The sequence below is a fragment of the Macromonas bipunctata genome (assembly GCF_002837135.1).
Taxonomy (GTDB): Bacteria; Pseudomonadota; Gammaproteobacteria; order Burkholderiales; family Burkholderiaceae_C; genus Macromonas_A; species Macromonas_A bipunctata.
This window is the reverse complement of sequence record NZ_NWBQ01000058.1, coordinates 48,117-65,508: the sequence shown is the minus strand read 5'-3', so window position 1 is coordinate 65,508 and position 17,392 is coordinate 48,117. Positions and strand designations below refer to the sequence as shown.

Annotated in this window: 17 protein-coding genes and 2 tRNA genes; 7 read left to right on the top strand and 12 right to left on the bottom strand. The window is 66.3% G+C overall.

Annotation, left to right across the window (positions count from 1 at the left end; all coding sequences use genetic code 11):
* Positions 1-172: 172 nt before the first annotated feature.
* The 7 genes from CON76_RS09370 (at position 173) to CON76_RS09340 (ending at position 6,752) form a co-directional block, all read left to right on the top strand.
* A complete protein-coding gene (locus tag CON76_RS09370; RefSeq protein WP_101103087.1) occupies positions 173-2,464 on the top strand; it encodes a TonB-dependent receptor in 2,292 nt (763 codons plus the stop codon).
* A gap of 24 nt (positions 2,465-2,488) precedes the next feature.
* The gene (locus CON76_RS09365; RefSeq protein ID WP_101103086.1) at positions 2,489-3,175 is read left to right on the top strand and encodes a Fe2+-dependent dioxygenase; all 687 of its coding nucleotides are present in this window, start codon (positions 2,489-2,491) and stop codon (positions 3,173-3,175) included.
* Between the two features lie 2 nt (positions 3,176-3,177).
* Positions 3,178-4,293 carry an alpha-hydroxy acid oxidase gene (locus CON76_RS09360; protein WP_101103133.1) on the top strand — a complete coding sequence of 372 codons (1,116 nt, stop codon included), beginning with the start codon at positions 3,178-3,180 and terminating at the stop codon, positions 4,291-4,293.
* Positions 4,294-4,306: 13 nt separating this feature from the next.
* Positions 4,307-5,065 carry an energy transducer TonB gene (locus tag CON76_RS09355; RefSeq protein WP_101103085.1) on the top strand — a complete coding sequence of 253 codons (759 nt, stop codon included), beginning with the start codon at positions 4,307-4,309 and terminating at the stop codon, positions 5,063-5,065.
* Between the two features lie 6 nt (positions 5,066-5,071).
* Complete coding sequence (locus CON76_RS09350; protein WP_240592823.1) at positions 5,072-5,794, top strand: MotA/TolQ/ExbB proton channel family protein; 723 nt, start codon at positions 5,072-5,074, stop codon at positions 5,792-5,794.
* A 16-nt stretch (positions 5,795-5,810) separates the two neighbouring features.
* Positions 5,811-6,218, top strand: coding sequence for an ExbD/TolR family protein (locus CON76_RS09345; RefSeq protein ID WP_101103084.1), 408 nt, complete (start codon positions 5,811-5,813; stop codon positions 6,216-6,218).
* A gap of 99 nt (positions 6,219-6,317) precedes the next feature.
* Positions 6,318-6,752 (top strand): hypothetical protein, encoded by a 435-nt coding sequence (locus CON76_RS09340; RefSeq protein WP_240592822.1) that lies wholly within the window; start codon positions 6,318-6,320, stop codon positions 6,750-6,752.
* A 63-nt stretch (positions 6,753-6,815) separates the two neighbouring features.
* Here the strand turns inward: CON76_RS09340 and rlmD are convergent, their stop codons facing one another.
* The 12 genes from rlmD to hscB form a co-directional block, all read right to left on the bottom strand.
* Entirely contained in the window at positions 6,816-8,303 is a 1,488-nt protein-coding gene (gene rlmD / locus CON76_RS09335) for a 23S rRNA (uracil(1939)-C(5))-methyltransferase RlmD (protein ID WP_101103083.1), read from the bottom strand.
* Positions 8,303-9,262, bottom strand: a complete 960-nt coding sequence (locus CON76_RS09330) for a peptidoglycan DD-metalloendopeptidase family protein (protein ID WP_101103130.1) — start codon at positions 9,260-9,262, stop codon at positions 8,303-8,305. The genes rlmD and CON76_RS09330 overlap by 1 nt, the downstream gene beginning before the upstream one ends.
* A 125-nt stretch (positions 9,263-9,387) precedes the next feature.
* Positions 9,388-10,113: a phosphoserine phosphatase SerB gene (serB, locus tag CON76_RS09325; protein ID WP_101103082.1), complete on the bottom strand. Its 726-nt coding sequence runs from the start codon at positions 10,111-10,113 to the stop codon at positions 9,388-9,390.
* 34 nt (positions 10,114-10,147) lie between these two features.
* Entirely contained in the window at positions 10,148-10,939 is a 792-nt protein-coding gene (gene surE / locus CON76_RS09320; RefSeq protein ID WP_101103081.1) for a 5'/3'-nucleotidase SurE, read from the bottom strand.
* 63 nt (positions 10,940-11,002) lie between these two features.
* Positions 11,003-11,078, bottom strand: a tRNA-His gene (locus tag CON76_RS09315).
* Positions 11,079-11,123: 45 nt separating this feature from the next.
* The gene (locus CON76_RS09310; protein WP_101103080.1) at positions 11,124-13,049 is read right to left on the bottom strand and encodes a SurA N-terminal domain-containing protein; all 1,926 of its coding nucleotides are present in this window, start codon (positions 13,047-13,049) and stop codon (positions 11,124-11,126) included.
* A gap of 86 nt (positions 13,050-13,135) precedes the next feature.
* Positions 13,136-13,211: transfer RNA gene (locus CON76_RS09305), tRNA-Val, on the bottom strand.
* Positions 13,212-13,289: 78 nt separating this feature from the next.
* On the bottom strand, positions 13,290-13,859 hold the full coding sequence (gene pgsA, locus CON76_RS09300; protein WP_101103079.1) for a CDP-diacylglycerol--glycerol-3-phosphate 3-phosphatidyltransferase: 570 nt from the start codon (positions 13,857-13,859) through the stop codon (positions 13,290-13,292).
* A 39-nt stretch (positions 13,860-13,898) separates the two neighbouring features.
* Positions 13,899-14,618 (bottom strand): DNA polymerase III subunit epsilon, encoded by a 720-nt coding sequence (gene dnaQ, locus CON76_RS09295; RefSeq protein ID WP_101103078.1) that lies wholly within the window; start codon positions 14,616-14,618, stop codon positions 13,899-13,901.
* Between the two features lie 3 nt (positions 14,619-14,621).
* On the bottom strand, positions 14,622-14,960 hold the full coding sequence (fdx, locus tag CON76_RS09290; RefSeq protein WP_101103077.1) for an ISC system 2Fe-2S type ferredoxin: 339 nt from the start codon (positions 14,958-14,960) through the stop codon (positions 14,622-14,624).
* A 1-nt stretch (position 14,961) separates the two neighbouring features.
* Entirely contained in the window at positions 14,962-16,851 is a 1,890-nt protein-coding gene (gene hscA, locus CON76_RS09285) for a Fe-S protein assembly chaperone HscA (RefSeq protein ID WP_101103076.1), read from the bottom strand.
* A 15-nt stretch (positions 16,852-16,866) separates the two neighbouring features.
* On the bottom strand, positions 16,867-17,385 hold the full coding sequence (gene hscB / locus CON76_RS09280) for a Fe-S protein assembly co-chaperone HscB (protein ID WP_101103129.1): 519 nt from the start codon (positions 17,383-17,385) through the stop codon (positions 16,867-16,869).
* Between the last annotated feature and the right edge of the window lie 7 nt (positions 17,386-17,392).

Genomic DNA, 17,392 nt, shown 5'->3' with positions numbered 1-17,392 from the left:
CATAGCTCAGTCCTATGACAAAAGGTTATTGATAGTGGCTATGGGGTTCATAGCCGGATTCAAAAATCCAAAAACTTAATGCGAATCTTTCTCATTTGCAATGTAGAATGCGGTTCGCTGATCGGCACCGTTGTCCTGTGTCCCGTTGTTGTTTCTCTGGAAAAAAGCACCCATGCCCGCCACCTCTCCTGTTCTGCCGCTGGACGCGGCCACCACGGCCTTGGCCACCACCGGCCCGTGCGCACGCCCCGCGCTGCTGCCCCTGGGCGCCCTGTTGCTGGCGGGCTCCGTCAGCGCCTGGGCACAAAGCCCCACCCCCGGCGGCGCCACCACGGCGGGCGACGCTGCGGCCAGCGCCACGCTGCCCACCGTCACGGTGCAGGGCAGTTCGCAAGCCGACAGCCCTGGCGCCAAGACCAGCCTGCGCACCAAAACCAGCCGCATTGGCAAGGGCGAACAAGCCCTGCGCGACATTCCGCAATCCGTCACGGTGATGACGGAGCACCTGATCGACGACCGCAACCTCGATGATTTCCGTGAAGTGCTTAAAACCACCGCTGGCGTGACCTTCCAAGCCGGCGAGACGGGCGAGGAGGACGTGCGCCTGCGCGGCTTCTCGCTGGGCCAGGCTGGCGACATCTACGTCGATGGCCTCAAGGACGCTGCGCTGATCGAGCGCGACACCTTCAACCACGACCGGGTCGAGGTGCTCAAGGGTTCGGCCTCCATGCTGTTTGGCAAGGGCTCCACCGGCGGCGTGGTCAACCAGGTCAGCAAGCAGCCGTTCCTGATGACGCAGCACGAGGCGGACCTGACCGTGGGCTCGGGCCAGGAAGTGCGCGCCACCGGCGACTTCAACATCCAGACCAGCCCAGACTCGGCTTTGCGCATCAATGCGCTGCACCACGAAGCCGACAACCATGGCGCATCGGTCAACAAGAAGGGCATCGCGCCCACCTTCCGCTGGGGCATCGGGCTGCGCGACGAGTTCTCGGCGGGCCTGTATTACCTGGAAACCGATGGCGTGCCGCTGTACAACCACCCGTGGTACACCAGCAACGGCAAGATCGTGCCCACCCTGCCCGCCAAGAACTACTACGGCCTGGCCTCGGACCACCTGCAAACCCGCAGCGCCTACGCCACCCTGAGCCACACACACCGTTTTGACCAGGACACCACACTCAAGACCACCCTGCGCCACGGCAACTACGAGCGCGACCTGTGGGCCAGCGTGGTGCGCTTTGGCCAGACCAACGGCGCCGCCACCAACTTTGAAAACCGCCACAACGACAACACCCCCATCACCCGCACCCCCAAGGGGCGCGTAGGCAGCAGCGAGCTGACACAGCTCCAGAGCGACCTGAGCAACAAGTTCGAGGCCTGGGGCAAGAAACACGAACTGATTGCCGGCGTTGACGTCAGCTACGAAAACGCCCGGCGCAACAACAGCTTTGCTGGCAGCGCCAGCGGCCTGACCACCACCGTGGGCACGCCCAATGACGGTGCCTGGCGCCCGGACGACCGGGGCGATCCGGTGCTCAACAGCTTCAAGAGCCAGACCATCGGGGTGTACGCGCAAGACACGGTGTCCATCACCGACCAGGTCAAGCTGCTGGGCGGGCTGCGCGTGGACCGCTTCAGCACCAAGAACCGCACCAACACCTGCGATCCGGTGCAAAGCATCGAGATCGAGGACACCTTGCTCAGCCCACGCCTGGGCGTGATCTACCAGCCCAGCGAGGTGGCGTCGTACTACGCCTCGTTTGGCTCCTCGTTCAACACCTCGGGCGACACCTACGCCCACGGCATCAACATCTGCAACACCGCAGGCAGCAACAACGAAAAGCTGCTCAACACCGCACCCGAGAAGAGCCGCAACGTCGAGATCGGCGGCAAGTTCGAGCTGTTCGAGCAGAAGGCCTCGCTGGGCGTGGCCCTGTTCCATTCCGAGAAGTACAACGAACGCAACACCGATGAGCCCACCGCCGACAGCTACCTGCTGTCGGGCAAGCGCCACGCCACCGGCATGGAGTTCAACCTGGCCGGGCGCATCACGCCCAAGTGGGAAGTGTTTTACAACCACACCTGGATTCCGACCGCCAAGATCGACAGTGGTCGGCCCGCTGGCTCCACCGGCAACGCACAGCAGGAAGGCGACCGCCCGGCCCTGACCCCCAAGCACAGCGCCAGCCTGTGGACCACCTACCGCGTGCTGCCCAAGCTGCGCGTGGGCGCGGGCCTGAACTACCGGGGCGAACAAAGCCCCGAAGGCGCACGCCAAGTGGTGGCCCAATCGTTCACCACCGTGGACGCGATGGCCGAGTACAACGTGACCGATGCCACCTCGCTCAAGCTCAACGTGACCAACCTGACCGACAAACTGTACGCCGACTCGTTGTACCGGGGTTTTTACGCACCGGGGGCCGCGCGCACCGTACAGTTGAGCCTGAAAACCCTGTTCTGACCCACCTTTTGCCCACCGCCTGCCATGCTGCTGCACCTGAAACAACTGCTGACCCCCGACGAAGTGCGCACCGCGCAAGCCCTGCTGGGCGATGACGCACCGTGGATGGATGGCCGCAGCAGCGCCGGCGCGCAAGCGGTGACGCAAAAGAACAACCAGCAATTGGCGCAGGACAGCGCCGCCTCGCGCCAGTTGCAGGCGCTGGTGCTGGCGGCGTTGCAGCGCGATCCGCTGTTTTTCTCGGCCACCTTGCCACGCAAGATCTTCAACCCGCTGTTCAACCGTTACAGCGGCGCAGCCAACTTTTACGGTGCCCATGTGGACGGTGCGGTGCTGCATTCCAGCGCCAGCGGCGAGTGGGTGCGCAGTGACATCTCCTGCACCGTGTTTCTGGCCGATCCTGGCAGCTACGATGGCGGTGAACTCACCATCCACGACAGCTATGGCGAACAGCGCGTCAAACTGCCCGCGGGCGATGCCGTCATCTACCCCGGCACCAGCGTCCACCGTGTGGCCCCGGTCACGCGGGGAGCACGCATCGCCAGCTTTTTTTGGGTGGAAAGCATGGTGCGCCACGACGAGCAGCGCCGCTTGCTGTTCGACCTGGACATGAACCTGCTCAAACTGCGCCAACAGCACGGCGAATCGCCCGAAACCACCGCCCTGACCGGCGTGTACCACAACCTGCTACGCCAATGGGCCAGCACCTGACCATGACGATGCCAACCTTGCAGCGCCACGCCCTGCCCGCCGGGTTGCACACCTTGGCCGACCACGAAACGCTGGCCCAACAGCGGCTCGACCCCGCACATGGGGCCTACATCAGCGGTGGAGCGGGTGACGAAACCACCTTGCGCGCCAACCACGACGCGTGGCAGCAATGGCTGCTGCGCCCGCGCGTGCTGAAACCGCTGGCGGGCCTGCACACTCGCACCCGTCTGTTGGGCCGTGACTGGCCCAGCCCTGTGCTGGTGGCACCGATGGCCTGCCACCGGCTGGCCCACCCCGACGGGGAACACGCCACCGCCGTGGCCGCCGCCGCCCTGGGCGTGGGCATGGTGCTCAGCACCCAAACCAGCACCCCTCCGGAACAGGTGGCTGCGCTGTACCTGCACGATACCGACCGAGGCCCGCTGTGGTTCCAGCTCTACGGTCACAACGACCGGGGCTGGATGCGTGAACTGCTGCAACGCGTGCACCAGACGGGCTACGAAGCCATCGTCGTCACCGCCGATGCACCCCTGCAAGGCGTGCGCGACCGCGAACGCCGCGCCGGTTTCCAATTGCCCGCCGGGCTGTGTGCCTTGGATCTGCCCAGCCCCGCCACGCCCGGCGTACCCGCCCTGCTGGCCCAAGCCTTGCAATGGGACGACCTGGCCTGGCTGGTGGCCGAAGCCGGGCTGCCAGTGCTGGTCAAAGGCATCCTGCACCCCGACGATGCCCAGCAAGCGGTGCGGCTGGGGGCGGCGGGCGTGGTGGTGTCCAACCACGGCGGGCGCACGCTGGACACCGCCCTGCCCACGGCACTGGCCCTGCCCGCCATTGCCGATGCACTGCAAGGCGATGCCGCTGTGCTCGTCGATGGTGGCATCCGGCGCGGCACCGATGTGCTCAAGGCGCTGGCCCTGGGCGCCCACGCCGTGCTGCTCGGTCGGCCTGTGCTGTATGGCCTGGCCAATGCTGGAGCAGCTGGCGTGGCGCACGTGCTGCGCCTGCTGCAAGACGAGCTGCACGCCGCCATGGCGCTGTGCGGCGTCACGGCTCCGGCACAGGCCCGGCCAGGCCTGCTGCACCCCAACCCGGCCACCGCACCCCATTTTTCCTTCTGACACCCACCGTTCTATGGCGATTCCCCTTTCCCGCCCCGGGCACGCACCGCGCTGGCCCGCACGGCACCTATGGACAGGCTGTGCCGTGCTGGCGGCGCACGCCGGTGCGCTCTGGGGCCTGCAAGCGGGCTGGCAAGCCCGACCGCCCGAGCCTGAGCCCGACATCCTCATTGCCGCCAGCCTCATCAGCGAGGTGGCACCCGTACCCGCGCCCGCACCAACACCACCCGCCGCTCCACCCGTAGCCCAACCCAGGAAGGCCGCGCCAGCCCCCACGCCGCCCCAACCTGCGCCCACCCAGCCACAACCGGTAGCACGCCCGGCCACCACACCGGCCCCGGCGGCCCTGCCCGCCGCCACGCAGGCCGAACCCAGCCCCAACGCCCCCACGGCCACACTGGCCCAGCCCAGTCCCGCCACACCGGCCAGCGCGGCAGGCATACCCCAGGCCACGCCTGCCAGCACCGCACCGGCACCGGCGCCCGCCAAGGTCGAACTGCCCAACGCCAGCGCCAGCTACCTCAACAACCCCAAACCGCCCTACCCGGCCCTGAGCAAACGCCTGGGCGAGGAAGGCAAGGTCGTGGTGCGGGTCTGGATCGACACCAACGGCCGCGCCACCCAAGCCGAGATCAAGACCTCCAGCGGCTACGACCGCCTGGACCAGACCGCCCTGCAAACCGTGCTGAACTGGCGCTACATCCCCGGCCAACGCGCGGGCGTGCCCGAAGCCATGTGGTTCAACATCCCCCTGAATTTTGTCTTGGAGTAAATTGCCGTGAACACCCCTGAAACACCGTTTGGCCTGGCCCACGTCTGGGCGCAAGGCGACTGGATCACCCGCTCGGTCGCCCTCATCCTGCTGGGCATGTCCGTCGTGTCGTGGATCATCATCCTCGTCAAGGCGCTCAACCTGCGGCGCCACCAGGCCCAGGCCCGCGCGTGCGATGCCTTCTGGCACAGCACCGACTTTGCCGAAGGCCTCAGCCGCCTGGGCGGTGCGGGCGACAACCCCTTCCACCTGCTGGCACTGGAAGGCCATGAGGCCACCAGCCACCTGCAACAGCACCACAGCCAAGGCCAGCGCCAGGATCAACGCCAGCTGCACGACACGCTCGACACCAGCGAATGGGTTACGCGTGCGCTGCGCAACTCCATCGACGACTTCACCACGCGGCTGCAATCGGGGCTGGCGGTGCTGGCCTCGGTGGGCTCCACGGCGCCGTTCGTGGGGCTGTTTGGCACCGTCTGGGGCATCTACCACGCGCTGCTGGGCATAGGTGCCTCGGGCCAGGCCAGCATCGACCAGGTGGCAGGCCCGATTGGCGAGGCCCTCATCATGACCGCCTTTGGCCTGGTGGTGGCCATTCCGGCCGTGCTGGGCTACAACGCGCTGGTGCGCGGCAACAAGGGCGTGCTGCACCGGCTCAACCGCTTTGCGCACGACCTGCACGCCTACTTCGTGACCGGTGCGCGCGTCAGTGGCGCGCCCAAGGCTTGACCAGGAGACCCACGGTATGGCGTTTTCCAGCTCCCAAGACGACCACGACGACGTCCTCAGCGAAATCAACATGGTGCCGCTGATCGACGTGATGCTGGTGCTGCTGATCGTGTTCATCATCACCGTGCCCGTGATCCAGCACGCGGTCAAGGTGGACTTGCCGCAAGCCAGCACCCAGAAGGTGCAGCCCAAGCCCGCCACCGTCCAGCTCAGCGTCGATGCCCAGGGCCAGTACCACTGGAACCAGACCCCGGTCAGCGACGCCGAACTGCAGACCCGCCTGACCGCCGCCGCGCAGCAACAACCGCAGCCCGAACTGCACATCCGGGGCGACAAGGCGGTGCGCTACGAACGGGTGGCACAGGCCATGGCCACGGCACAACGCGCGGGCATCCAGAAACTGGGCTTCATCACCGAGCCCTGACCAACCGTGCCCAGCCAGGTACTGCCCGCAGTACCCGGGATGCGGCGCCGCGGCGCCAAAAGCGTTCAAGCCACCGCCCGGGCTGGCCGATATAGCCTCATGCAAGTTTTTCACCCCCACTTTTCATGGCGCCGCGCGGGCGGCACGGCGCTGCTGACCGCCACGGCGCTGCTGTCGGGTTGCGACATGCTGGGCACCCTGGGCGTCGTCACACCCGGGCAAAAAATGGCCGAGGCCGAGGCCGAGAGCAAGGCCATCGGCGGCGCGTGCCGACACGCCCTGCGCAGCATCGAGGACTGTTACCGCGACAACCCCAAGTCGTCCAAGGCGCAGGTGTTCGAAGGCTGGCGCGAGATGGACACCTACATGCGCGAAAACGAGATCGAGGGCATGCCCTCGGCGCCAGTGCCCCCCGCACCGCAGCCGGTGGTAGAAGCTCCTTCCATCATCGAAACCAATCCCGAAGGCAAGGACGGTAAGGCCGCCAAGCCCGAGAAACCCGCAAAGGCCGCCACCGGCGCTGCAGCCCCATAAAAAAACAGGCGCCTGCTGTAACAGCCAGGCGCCGGTTCCGGGTTCAAGGGGACGGTGCGGGTTTCAGCCCGCGTGCTCGAACACCGCGATACTTTCCACGTGCGCCGTGTGCGGGAACATGTTGACCGCGCCCGCCGCCGTGCAGCGGTAGCCCGCCTGATGCACCAGCAGGCCAGCGTCGCGCGCCAGCGTGGCCGGGTTGCAACTCACGTAGACAATGCGGCGCGGCGGTTGCCACGGCTGGCCGTCGGCGGTGGTGGGGGCGGCCTCGCCCTGCAACTGGCGCTGGTGGATGTCGGCCAGTGCCTTGGCCAGCGCAAACGCACCTTCGCGCGGCGGATCGACCAGCCACTTGTCGGCCACACCATCGGCCACCAGCATCTCGGGCGTCATCTCGAACAGGTTGCGCGCCACAAAGCGCGTCGGGGCCAGGCCACTGGGGCGCTGGGCGCGGTTGCGCTCCAGGTTCTCGCGCGAACGCGCCACCAGCGCCTCGCTGCCTTCGATGCCCAACACCTCGGCTGCTTGCGTGGCCAGCGGCAAGGTAAAGTTGCCCAGGCCGCAGAACCAGTCGATCACGCGCTCGGATTTTTGCACCTCCAGCAAGCGCAACGCCCGCGCCACCAGCACCCGGTTGATGTGCGGGTTGACCTGCGTGAAGTCGGTCGGCTTGAACGGCATGCGTATGCCAAATTCGGGCAAGGCGTAGGCCAGCTCGGGCTGGTTCAGCTCGGCGTTGAGCAGGTGTACCGTGTCCGGCCCCTTGGGCTGCAGCCACCACTGCACGTTGTGCGCGCTGTGCGTGGCGGCAAAGGCCAGCAGTTTGGCCTGGTCGCCCGCGCTCAGCGGTTGCAGGTGGCGCAGCACCAGCGCGGTGACTTCGTCGCCACAGGCCAGCTCGATCTGCGGGCAGGTGTCGCGCCCGTCCAGGCTGGCGATCAGCTCGCGCAGCGGCACCAGCATCGCGCTGACGTGCGGTGGCAGCACCGGGCACACTTTCATGTCGGCCACGTAGCGGCTCTTGCGCTCGTGGAAACCCACCAGCACCTCACCCTTCTTGACCACGTAGCGCACCGACAGACGGCCCCGGTAGCGGTAGCCCCAGGCGGGCCCGGCAATCGGGCGCAGCAGGTTCTGGGGCTTGACCTTGCCCAGGTGCCACAGGTTGTCCTCCAGCACGCGCTGCTTGACCGCCACCTGCGCCGCAGGCTCCAGGTGTTGCATCTTGCAGCCACCGCAGGCGCCGGCATGCAGGCCAAAGTGCGGGCAACCGGGCGCAACGCGCTGCGCCGACTCGCGGTGGATCTCGGTCAGCGTGGCCTGTTCCCACTGGTTTTTCTTGCGGTGCGTCTGGGCGCTGACGTACTCGGTCGGCAGCGCGCCGTCGATGAACACCACCTTGCCATCGGGCTTGCGGGCCACGCCCTGCGCGTCCAAATCCATGGACTGGATTTCGAGCCAGCCTTCGGGCAGCACGGGCGCGTCGGCGGCAGCAGCGGCGGGGGCAACGGGCAAGGCCGCGGTTTCGGTGTCAAAAGTCTCGGTGGTCATCAGCGGGCGGGCAGGTATTTCAGGGGATCGACGGGTTTGCCTTGGCGGCGCACCTCAAAGTGCAACTTGACGCGGTCGGCGTCGCTGCTGCCCATTTCGGCAATTTTCTGGCCCTTGCGCACGGTCTGGTCTTCTTTCACCAGCAAGGTCTGGTTGTGCGCGTAGGCGGTCAAAAAGGTGTTGTTGTGCTTGAGGATGACGAGGTTGCCGTAGGCGCGCAGCGCACCGGCGTACACCACGCGGCCATCGGCGGCGGCCAGCACCGGGTCGCCCGGCTTGCCCGCCAGCGCAATGCCCTTGTTGCGGGTCTCGTCAAAGCCGGACAGCAGCGCGCCGTTCACCGGCCACATAAAGGCCACCTGGTCACCTGCGGGCACCGCAGGCACGCTGGCCTGGACGGGCGCCGGGGCCGCAGCGGCCACCCTAGGCGCTGGCAATGGCGCCACCGCCACCGGTGCTGGCAGGGCCTGCGGCTGCGCGGTCGAGCCGCCGCTGATCGGGCGCGTGACCACTCCCGTGGCAGCAGGTTCTGGCACGGCGGCAGGCACCGGCGCCACCACCGGGGCCGATGCCACCGGCATTGCACTGGGCACCGTACCGACGGGCGGCACCACGCGCAACACCTGCCCCACCTCGACCAGATCGGGGTTGGCCAACTTGTTCCAAGCCTGCACGTCGCGCCAGTTCTGGCCCGCGTTGAGCGCAATGCGCGTCAGCGTATCGCCCGGCTGCACGGTGTAGTAGCCCGGCTTGCCCGCGTTCTCGTAGCCCGGCAGCAGCTGCGGCGCCACCCGGCCCGCCGTGGCGCCCTTGGCCACGGTGCGCTCCTCCACCGGCGCACGCTGCAGCGGCACCCCGGGCTGACCCGCACAGGCCGCCAGCAACAGCGCCGCCAGCGCCAGTGCGCCAGCGGTGCGGTGCGACGACACCGGAGCTTGCAGGGCGGGAATCCACGCCATGACAGACGCGCGCACAGCGGTGTGTTTCATGCCAAACCTTCCTTGTTGATGAACCCAAACACCCGGCCCGACTTGGCCAGACACCATCCGATTTTAGAAGCCACGCGCCAAAACCGCCGCCGGCATCAGCGCAACACGTCCAGCAGACGATCCAGCCCACCGTCCTGGATCGCCACCAGTGCCTGCTCGCGCACCTTGGGCTTGGCGTGGTAGGCCACCGACAGGCCGCCGGCCTCGGCACAGGCGGCCATCATCGGCAAATCGTTGGCACCGTCGCCCACGGCAATGCACTGCCCCGGCGTGATGCCCAACAACGACGCAACCTCCAGCACGGTGCGGCGCTTCTCGGCACCGTCGCAAATGTCGCCCCAGCACTGCGGCACCAGGCCACCGGTGAGCACGCCATCCTGCAGCTCCAGCTGGTTGGAGCGGGCGAAATCGATCTGCAAGCGCTGGCGCACGCGATCGGCAAAAAAGGTGAAGCCGCCCGACACCAGCAGCACTTTCAGACCAGCCGCGCGGCAGGCCTGCACCAGCTCCTGCGCGCCCGGGTTGAGGCGCAGACGTTCGGCGTACACGCGCTCCATGTCGGCCAGCGTTACGCCCTTGAGCAAGGCCACGCGGCGGCGCAGGCTGTCCTTGAAGTCGGTGATCTCGCCGCGCATGGCCGCTTCGGTGATGGCGGCCACTTCGTCCTTGCGGCCCACCGCATCGGCAATCTCGTCCACACACTCAATGTTGATGAGGGTGGAGTCCATGTCAAACGCGATCAGCTTGAAATCTTGCAGGCGCAGCGGTGCGCTGAAGCCGCGCAGCACCAGTCCGGGGGCAAATTCGGTGGCAATCGTCATGGTGGGGTCAAAAGCGTGAATGAGCGTGAAGCAATCAGGACAAGCGGGCGGCGGTCTGCGCCCAGTACGCCAGCGTGGCGTGGTCGGTCAAATCAATTTGCAGCGGCGTGATGGAGGCGTAACCTTGCGCCGTGGCGTGGAAGTCGGTGCCTTCTGCATCGTCCTTGACGGGGCCAGCGGCACCAATCCAATACATGGTCTCACCGCGCGGGTTGGTTTGGGCAATCACGCTTTCTGCCGCGTGTCGCCGCCCCAAGCGGGCCACCTTGAAGCCTCGGATATCGGCCACCGGGACGTTGGGCACATTCACATTCAACAACCACGGATGGGCGTGGCCCGGGGTGCCAGCACGCACCGCATCGGCCAATGCCAACGCCGCTGGAGCCAACGCCTGTACCAGTTCCAACGCCTTGGTGGCGGCACCGTCCAGATGCGTCCAGCCACGCTCCACCTGCGAAAACGCCAGCGCCGGAATACCAAACAGGTAGCCTTCCATCGCCGCACCCACGGTGCCGGAGTAAATGGTGTCGTCGCCCATGTTGGCGCCGTTGTTGATGCCCGACACCACCAGGTCGGGCCGGTAGTCCAGCAGGCCAGTCAGCGCAATGTGGACGCAATCGGCGGGGGTGCCGTTGACGTAGCGGAAACCGTTGTCGGCAGTATGGACGTACAGCGGCGAATGCAGCGTCAGCGCGTTGGACTTGGCGCTGTTGTTGTGCTCCGGGGCCACCACATCCACTTGGGCCACTTGGCTCAATACGTCGTACAGCGCCCGGATGCCGGGGGCCTGGTAACCATCGTCGTTGGACAAAAGGATTTTGAGCATGGTGCGTGCAAGGTTCACCAACAAAAAAGCCCGGCTCAGAGACCGGGCTTTTTTGTATTTGTCTGGGGTGGCTGATGGGACTCGAACCCACGACAACAGGAATCACAATCCTGGACTCTACCAACTGAGCTACAGCCACCGTTTGAAGTCTCGAATTATAGACCCGTTTCGGGCCATTTCGGCCTCAGGGCTGATTTTGTGCCGGTTTTTTTGCCACCACCTCGGCTTTGAACTGCTGGCGCAGGGCCTGCAGGTAGGCCTGGGACTCGACCTGGGCCCACATCTGGGCCAGTTGCGCGTTTTCCTGCTGCGCCTGCGCGGCCACGGTGGCCGGGCGCGGCACCGAGCGGCGCACCTGCAGCACAAAGTAACCGGCGGGGCCCGCGTCCACACCCGCCCAGGCCGGGCTGGTGGCGGACACGTCGGCGCTCAGGGCGGCCGCCACCACCGGCATCGGCAGGCCTTGCAAGGCGTTGCGCGACACCAGCACCGGAGCGGCCAAGCTGGCTTGTGCCGGGGTGGCTTTCCAGGCGGCCAGTTTGGCCTGGCCTTCGGCCACGGCCTCGGCGGCGGTGCGCTGTTGCAACAGACGCTCACGCACTTGCGCAGCCACCTCAGCCAGCGGGCGGGTGTGGGCGGGGTTGTGCTTCAACACACGCGCCGCCACCAGCTGGTTGGTGCCCGCTTCCACCGCCTCGGTGTTGCGGTACGGGGCGCGCAGGGCGTCAGCGGCAAACACCGCCTCCAGCAGCTTGGGCGTGCGCAGCACAGCGGGCGCATCGGCGGCGGTCGGGCCACTGCGCAGCACGCCGGTGGCGGTGTGTACAGTCAGGCCCAGCTTGTCGGCCACGGGCTGGAGGCTGTCGGCCTGCTCATAGACCAGGTTGCTGAAAGTCTCTGCGGCTTCGGCGTACTGGCGCTGGGCCTGCTGACGCTTGAGATCTTGCTCCAGCGTGGCACGCACCTGCTCGAACGGCTGCGCGGCGGGCTGGCGCACCTCGGTCAGCTGGATGATGTGCAAGCCAAACTCGCTCTCCACCACGTCGGAGATCTGATCCTGCTTCAGGCCGAACACGGCATCCTCGAACGGCTTGACCATCGCACCACGGGCAAAAAAGCCCAGGTCGCCGCCCTGGGTGGCGGAGCCGGGATCCTGCGAATGCTGCTTGGCCAGCTCGGCAAACTTGTTGGGCGACTGGCGCAGCTGGGCCAGCAGCGCGTCGGCCTGCTGCCTGACCTTGGCCTTGTCGGCGGCGGGCGCATCGGCGGCCACGGTCAGCAGGATGTGGCGCGCGCGGCGCTCTTCCTTGCTGGCCTGGCTGGCCTGGTTCTGCTCGTAATAGGCGCGCACATCGGCCTCGTTGAGACGGATGCCGCGTACGATGGCGTCCAGATCCAGCACCACGTATTCCATGTCCACCTGCTCCGGCGCCTGGAACTGGGCCGGGTTGGCGTCGTAGTACTGCTGCACGTCAGCGTCGGTGAGTTGCACGCGGCTGCGGAAATCCTGCGGCGCAAAACGCGCCACCTGGATCTCGCGCTGCTCGAAGAAAGCATTCAGGGCGCCCTGCGCCACCGACGCCGGCACAAACGCCGAGGCACTGATGCCCTGCAGCACCTGCTGGCGCGCCAAGTTGGCACGCACCGACAGCTCGAACGTCTCGGGCGTCAGGCCCTGCGTGCGCAGCAGCTCCTGGTAACGCTGCACGTCCAGCGTGCCGTCGGGCTGGCGCAGCGCGGCAATGTTGGGGTCTTGCACCAGCTCACGCGCCAGACGCTGGTCGCTGGTAATGAAGTGCATCTGATCCGCCGCCAGCGCCAGCACACGCTCGTCCATCATGCGCTCCAGCGTGGCGCGCCGGGCCACGTCGCTGTTGAGCATGGCGCGGTCCAGCTGCGGCCTGCTGGCCAGCAGGCGTTCGGTTTCGTCGCGGTGCGCGGCGTCAAGCTGCTCCTGCGTGATCTTATCGCGCCCGACCACGGCCACCGGCTCGGCGCTGTTGCGGAAATCGGTGTAGCCCTCCACGCCAAACAGCACGAACGACGGGATGATGAGCAGCATCAACAACCCCATGAAGATCTTGATGTGGTTGCGGAAGAAATCGAACATGCGTCCAAGCTTTCAGATGTGGCGTGAAAAAGGCAACAAAAAAGGACTTGGTTTGCACCGAAGTCCTTGAATTTGCTTGTATTTTTTGGTGGGTGCTGACGGGGTCGAACCGCCGACCTACGCCTTGTAAGGGCGTCGCTCTACCAACTGAGCTAAGCACCCCACTTTCAAAATACATTCAACAGTTGCTTGCTGCAGTTGTTGATTGAAGCCGTGATTGTAGCCCAGAAAATGGACGTTTCAGCGCATGCGGGCGCGGATTTCGGGCAGCGCCTTTTGCAGGTAGTACACCATCGACCACACGGTAAGCACCGCCGCCAGCCAGATCAGCACCGTGCCCCAGGCGCGGGTATCGAGCAGGCCCAGCAGCACGCCGTCGTAGAGCAGGAACGGGATCGCCACCATCTGCACCGTGGTTTTGAGCTTGCCGACCATGTGGACGGCCACGCTCTTGGTGGCGCCAATCATGGCCATCCACTCGCGCAGCGCCGAGATGGCGATCTCGCGCCCGATGATGATGAGCGCCACGAACACATCGGCGCGGTCCAGGTGTACCAGCACCAGCACGCAGGCGCAGACCAAGAACTTGTCGGCCACCGGGTCGAGGAAAGCGCCAAAAGCCGAGGTCTGGTTGAGCTTGCGCGCCAGGTAGCCGTCGGCCCAGTCGGTGGCGGCAAACAGCACGAACAGCGCCGTGGCCAGCAGGTTCTGGGTCGCCGTGTCGATGGAGGGCCAATAGAACACGCCCACGATCAGCGGGATGGCCACGATGCGGGCCCAGGTCAACAGGGTGGGCAGATTGAAAAACATGGCCCGATTATGGCCGCTGGCGGCCCGCTGCACCCAAGTTCAGGCGGGGAGCAGTTTGCGCCAGAGGGTTTGGCCTTTGCTGGCCTTGTCCAGGTCGAGCAGCAGCGCCTCGTGCGCCTGCAGTTCGTGCGCGCTGGGGCGCAGCACCGGCAGCTCGATACCGGCCAGGTCGATCCGGGGCCGGGCCTGACCGTTGGCGCTGGAGGTGCTGGTGTTGTCGGTTTCAATCACCAGCGCGTTCTGGCCGCGCGTGAGGTTGATGTAGACATCGGCCAACAACTCCGCGTCCAGCAAGGCACCGTGGAAGGTGCGGCCCGAGTTGTCCACGTCCAGCCGGTCGCACAGCGCGTCCAAACCGTTGCGCTTGCCGGGGTACATCTCCTTGGCCATCACCAAGGTGTCGATGACGCTGTCAATCAGGTCGGTAACAGCCCCCCAGCCCAAACGCGCAAATTCGGCGTTGAGGAAACCGATGTCGAACGGCGCGTTGTGGATGACGAGGTGCGCACCTTGCAAGTAGTCGCGCAGGTCCTCGGCCACTTGGGCGAACACGGGCTTGTCGGCCAGAAATTCCAGCGTGATGCCGTGGACACGCAACGCCTCTTCGTGGATGGCGCGGTCTTCGGGATGCAGGTAGAAATGGCGGTTGTTGCCCGTGAGCTTGCGGTTGACCAGCTCCACGCAACCAATTTCAATGATGCGGTCGCCATCCTGCGCCGACAGGCCGGTGGTCTCGGTGTCCAGCACGATCTGGCGCATGGCTCAATGGTTCTCGCGGGCGTGGTTGATGGTGTAGCGCGGAATTTCGACCGTCAAGTCGGTGTGCGCCAACACAGCCTGGCAGCTCAGGCGCGATTGCGGCTCCAACCCCCACGCCTTGTCCAGCAAGTCCTCTTCCTCTTCGGTCGGCTCGTTGAGCGAGTTGAGGCCCTGACGCACGATGATGTGGCAGGTGGTGCAAGCGCAGCTCATGTCGCAGGCATGCTCGATCTCGATGTCGTGGTCCAGCAGGGCCTCGCACAGCGTGGTGCCGGGCAGAGCTTGGATGTGCGCGCCTTGCGGGCACAGTTGCGGGTGCGGCAGGATGGTGATGGTTGGCATGTCAGAGATTGTCCACGTTTTGGCCGGCCAAGGCTTGGGCGATGCTGCGGTTCATGCGCAAGGCGGCAAAGGCTTCGGTGCCCTTGGCCAAGGCTTCGACCGCCGCTTCAATGGCGGTGGCATCGGTCAGGCTGCGGGCGGCTTCGGTTTGGGCCAACAGGGTGTCGATGGCGGCGCGCGCCGGTGCGTCCAGCAAGGCACCGTCGGCAGCCAGGGCGCTGCGGGTCGCGTCCAGCATGCGTTCGACTTCCACCCGGGCTTCGACCAAGGCACGGGCTTGCATGTCTTGTTGTGCTGTGGCAAAGCTGTCTTGCAGCATGGCGGCAATCTGCTCGTCGCTCAGCCCGTAGGAGGGCTTGACATCGATCTGGGCTTCTACACCGCTGAGTTGTTCTTTGGCGCTGACGGTGAGCAAGCCATCGGCATCGATGGTGAAAGTCACACGGATGCGGGCCGCACCAGCGACCATCGGGGGAATGCCTCGCAGCTCGAAACGGGCCAGGCTGCGGCAATCGGCCACCAAGTCGCGCTCGCCTTGCACCACATGCAGCGCCAGCGCGGTCTGGCCGTCCTTGAAGGTGGTGAAATCTTGTGCCAAAGCGGCCGGGATGGTGGTGTTGCGCGGCACGATGCGCTCCACCAGCCCGCCCATGGTTTCAATGCCCAGCGACAGCGGAATCACGTCCAGCAACAACAAATCGCCGTCGGGGTTGTTGCCCGCCAACTGGTTGGCCTGGATGGCCGCACCCAACGCCACCACTTCGTCGGGGTTGAGGTTGGTCAGCGGCGGCTGGCCGAAATGCGCCGCCACGGCCTGACGCACCACCGGCATCCGGGTGGAGCCACCCACCAACACCACGCCTTTGACGTCGCCGGTGTCGATCTGGGCATCGCGCAGCACGCGCTTGACCGCGCCCATGGTACGCTGGGTCAACGCGGCGGTAGCGGTGGCAAAGTCGGCGTGCGTGACGGCCTGCTGCAGCGCCTGGCCGTGCACGGTGGTGGCAAACGTCACCGCCTGGCCGTCGTCGGCGTGGGCCGACAAGGCTTCTTTGACGCGGCGGGCTTCGGCTTGCAGGTGCGCGCGCTCGCCCGCTGGCAGGTCGGCCACGTGCAGCGACGCACCGGCTTGTTGCAACACCCAGTCGGCCAAGGCGTGGTCGTAGTCGTCACCGCCCAGGGCGGAATCACCGCCGGTGGCCATGACTTCAAACACGCCACGGGTCAGGCGCAGGATGGACACATCGAAGGTGCCGCCGCCCAGGTCGTACACGGCGTACACGCCTTCGGCGCCCTGATCCAGCCCGTAGGCGATGGCGGCGGCGGTGGGTTCGTTGATCAGGCGCAGGACGTTGAGCCCCGCCATCTGGGCCGCGTCCTTGGTGGCTTGGCGCTGTGCGTCGTCAAAATAAGCCGGTACAGTGATGACAGCACCGTACAGCTCATCGTCAAAACTGTCTTCGGCGCGGAAACGCAGCGTGGCCAAAATTTCGGCACTGACTTCGACCGGCGATTTGTTCCCCGCCACCGTGCGCACCGCCACCATGCCGGGCGCCTCGACCACGGTGTAAGGCAGCTGGCCCACCTTGGCCACGTCGGCCAGCTGGCGCCCCATCAGGCGCTTGGCGGAGCTGATGGTGTTGGCGGGGTCGCTCACCTGCGCGGCCAGCGCGTCCCAACCAATTTGCCGCCCCGAGCCACTGCCCTGTGGCAGGTAGCGCACCACGCTGGGCAGGATGACGCGGCCCTGTTCGTCGGGCAGGCATTCGGCCACACTGTGGCGCAACGCCGCCACCAGCGAATGGGTGGTGCCCAAGTCAATACCAACGGCAATGCGCCGCTGGTGCGGATCCGGGGCTTGTCCGGGCTCGGAAATTTGTAACAGTGCCATGGGGGAGCAATCCTATCAGGGGTCGAGGCGTTCCAGCCGTTGGCGCACTTCGTCGGCGAAACGCTCGACGAACATCAGGGCGCGCACTTGCTGGGCTGCGGCGGGCGCGTCCTGGCGTTGGTCGATGGTGTGGGCCAGTTCGTCCAGCAGGGTCTGGCGCGTGGCACGGGTGTCGCGCAACAGGGCGTCAAGCGCGTCCTCGGTGTGGGCTTCGTCCAGCGCCTCGCGCCATTCCATCTGTTGCATCAGGAACGCGGCGGGCATGGCGGTGTTGCTGTGGGCCTGGATGGGCGCGCCGTGCAGCTCGCACCAGTAGGCGGCGCGCTTGAGCGGATCCTTGAGGCGGTTGTAGGCCTCGTTGATGCGCACCGACCATTGCATGGCCACGCGCTGCGCCGCCGTGCCCTGGCTGGCAAAGCGGTCGGGGTGGGCCTCGCGTTGCAGGCGCTTCCACTGCGCGTCCAGCGCGTCGCGGTCCAGCGCAAAGCGGCTGGGCAGCGCCAGCAGCGTGAAGTCGTCGTCTTGCAGGTTCAGCACGGCA

Bases quoted from the DNA above. Each gene is read 5' to 3' on its own strand.
- CON76_RS09370 (WP_101103087.1), top strand. From the start codon at position 173: ATGCCCGCCACCTCTCCTGTTCTGCCGCTGGACGCGGCCACCACGGCC.
- CON76_RS09365 (WP_101103086.1), top strand. From the start codon at position 2,489: ATGCTGCTGCACCTGAAACAACTGCTGACCCCCGACGAAGTGCGCACC.
- CON76_RS09360 (WP_101103133.1), top strand. From the start codon at position 3,178: ATGACGATGCCAACCTTGCAGCGCCACGCCCTGCCCGCCGGGTTGCAC.
- CON76_RS09355 (WP_101103085.1), top strand. From the start codon at position 4,307: ATGGCGATTCCCCTTTCCCGCCCCGGGCACGCACCGCGCTGGCCCGCA.
- CON76_RS09345 (WP_101103084.1), top strand. From the start codon at position 5,811: ATGGCGTTTTCCAGCTCCCAAGACGACCACGACGACGTCCTCAGCGAA.
- CON76_RS09340 (WP_240592822.1), top strand. From the start codon at position 6,318: ATGCAAGTTTTTCACCCCCACTTTTCATGGCGCCGCGCGGGCGGCACG.
- rlmD (WP_101103083.1), bottom strand. From the start codon at position 8,303: ATGACCACCGAGACTTTTGACACCGAAACCGCGGCCTTGCCCGTTGCC.
- CON76_RS09330 (WP_101103130.1), bottom strand. From the start codon at position 9,262: ATGGCGTGGATTCCCGCCCTGCAAGCTCCGGTGTCGTCGCACCGCACC.
- serB (WP_101103082.1), bottom strand. From the start codon at position 10,113: ATGACGATTGCCACCGAATTTGCCCCCGGACTGGTGCTGCGCGGCTTC.
- surE (WP_101103081.1), bottom strand. From the start codon at position 10,939: ATGCTCAAAATCCTTTTGTCCAACGACGATGGTTACCAGGCCCCCGGC.
- CON76_RS09310 (WP_101103080.1), bottom strand. From the start codon at position 13,049: ATGTTCGATTTCTTCCGCAACCACATCAAGATCTTCATGGGGTTGTTG.
- pgsA (WP_101103079.1), bottom strand. From the start codon at position 13,859: ATGTTTTTCAATCTGCCCACCCTGTTGACCTGGGCCCGCATCGTGGCC.
- dnaQ (WP_101103078.1), bottom strand. From the start codon at position 14,618: ATGCGCCAGATCGTGCTGGACACCGAGACCACCGGCCTGTCGGCGCAG.
- fdx (WP_101103077.1), bottom strand. From the start codon at position 14,960: ATGCCAACCATCACCATCCTGCCGCACCCGCAACTGTGCCCGCAAGGC.
- hscA (WP_101103076.1), bottom strand. From the start codon at position 16,851: ATGGCACTGTTACAAATTTCCGAGCCCGGACAAGCCCCGGATCCGCAC.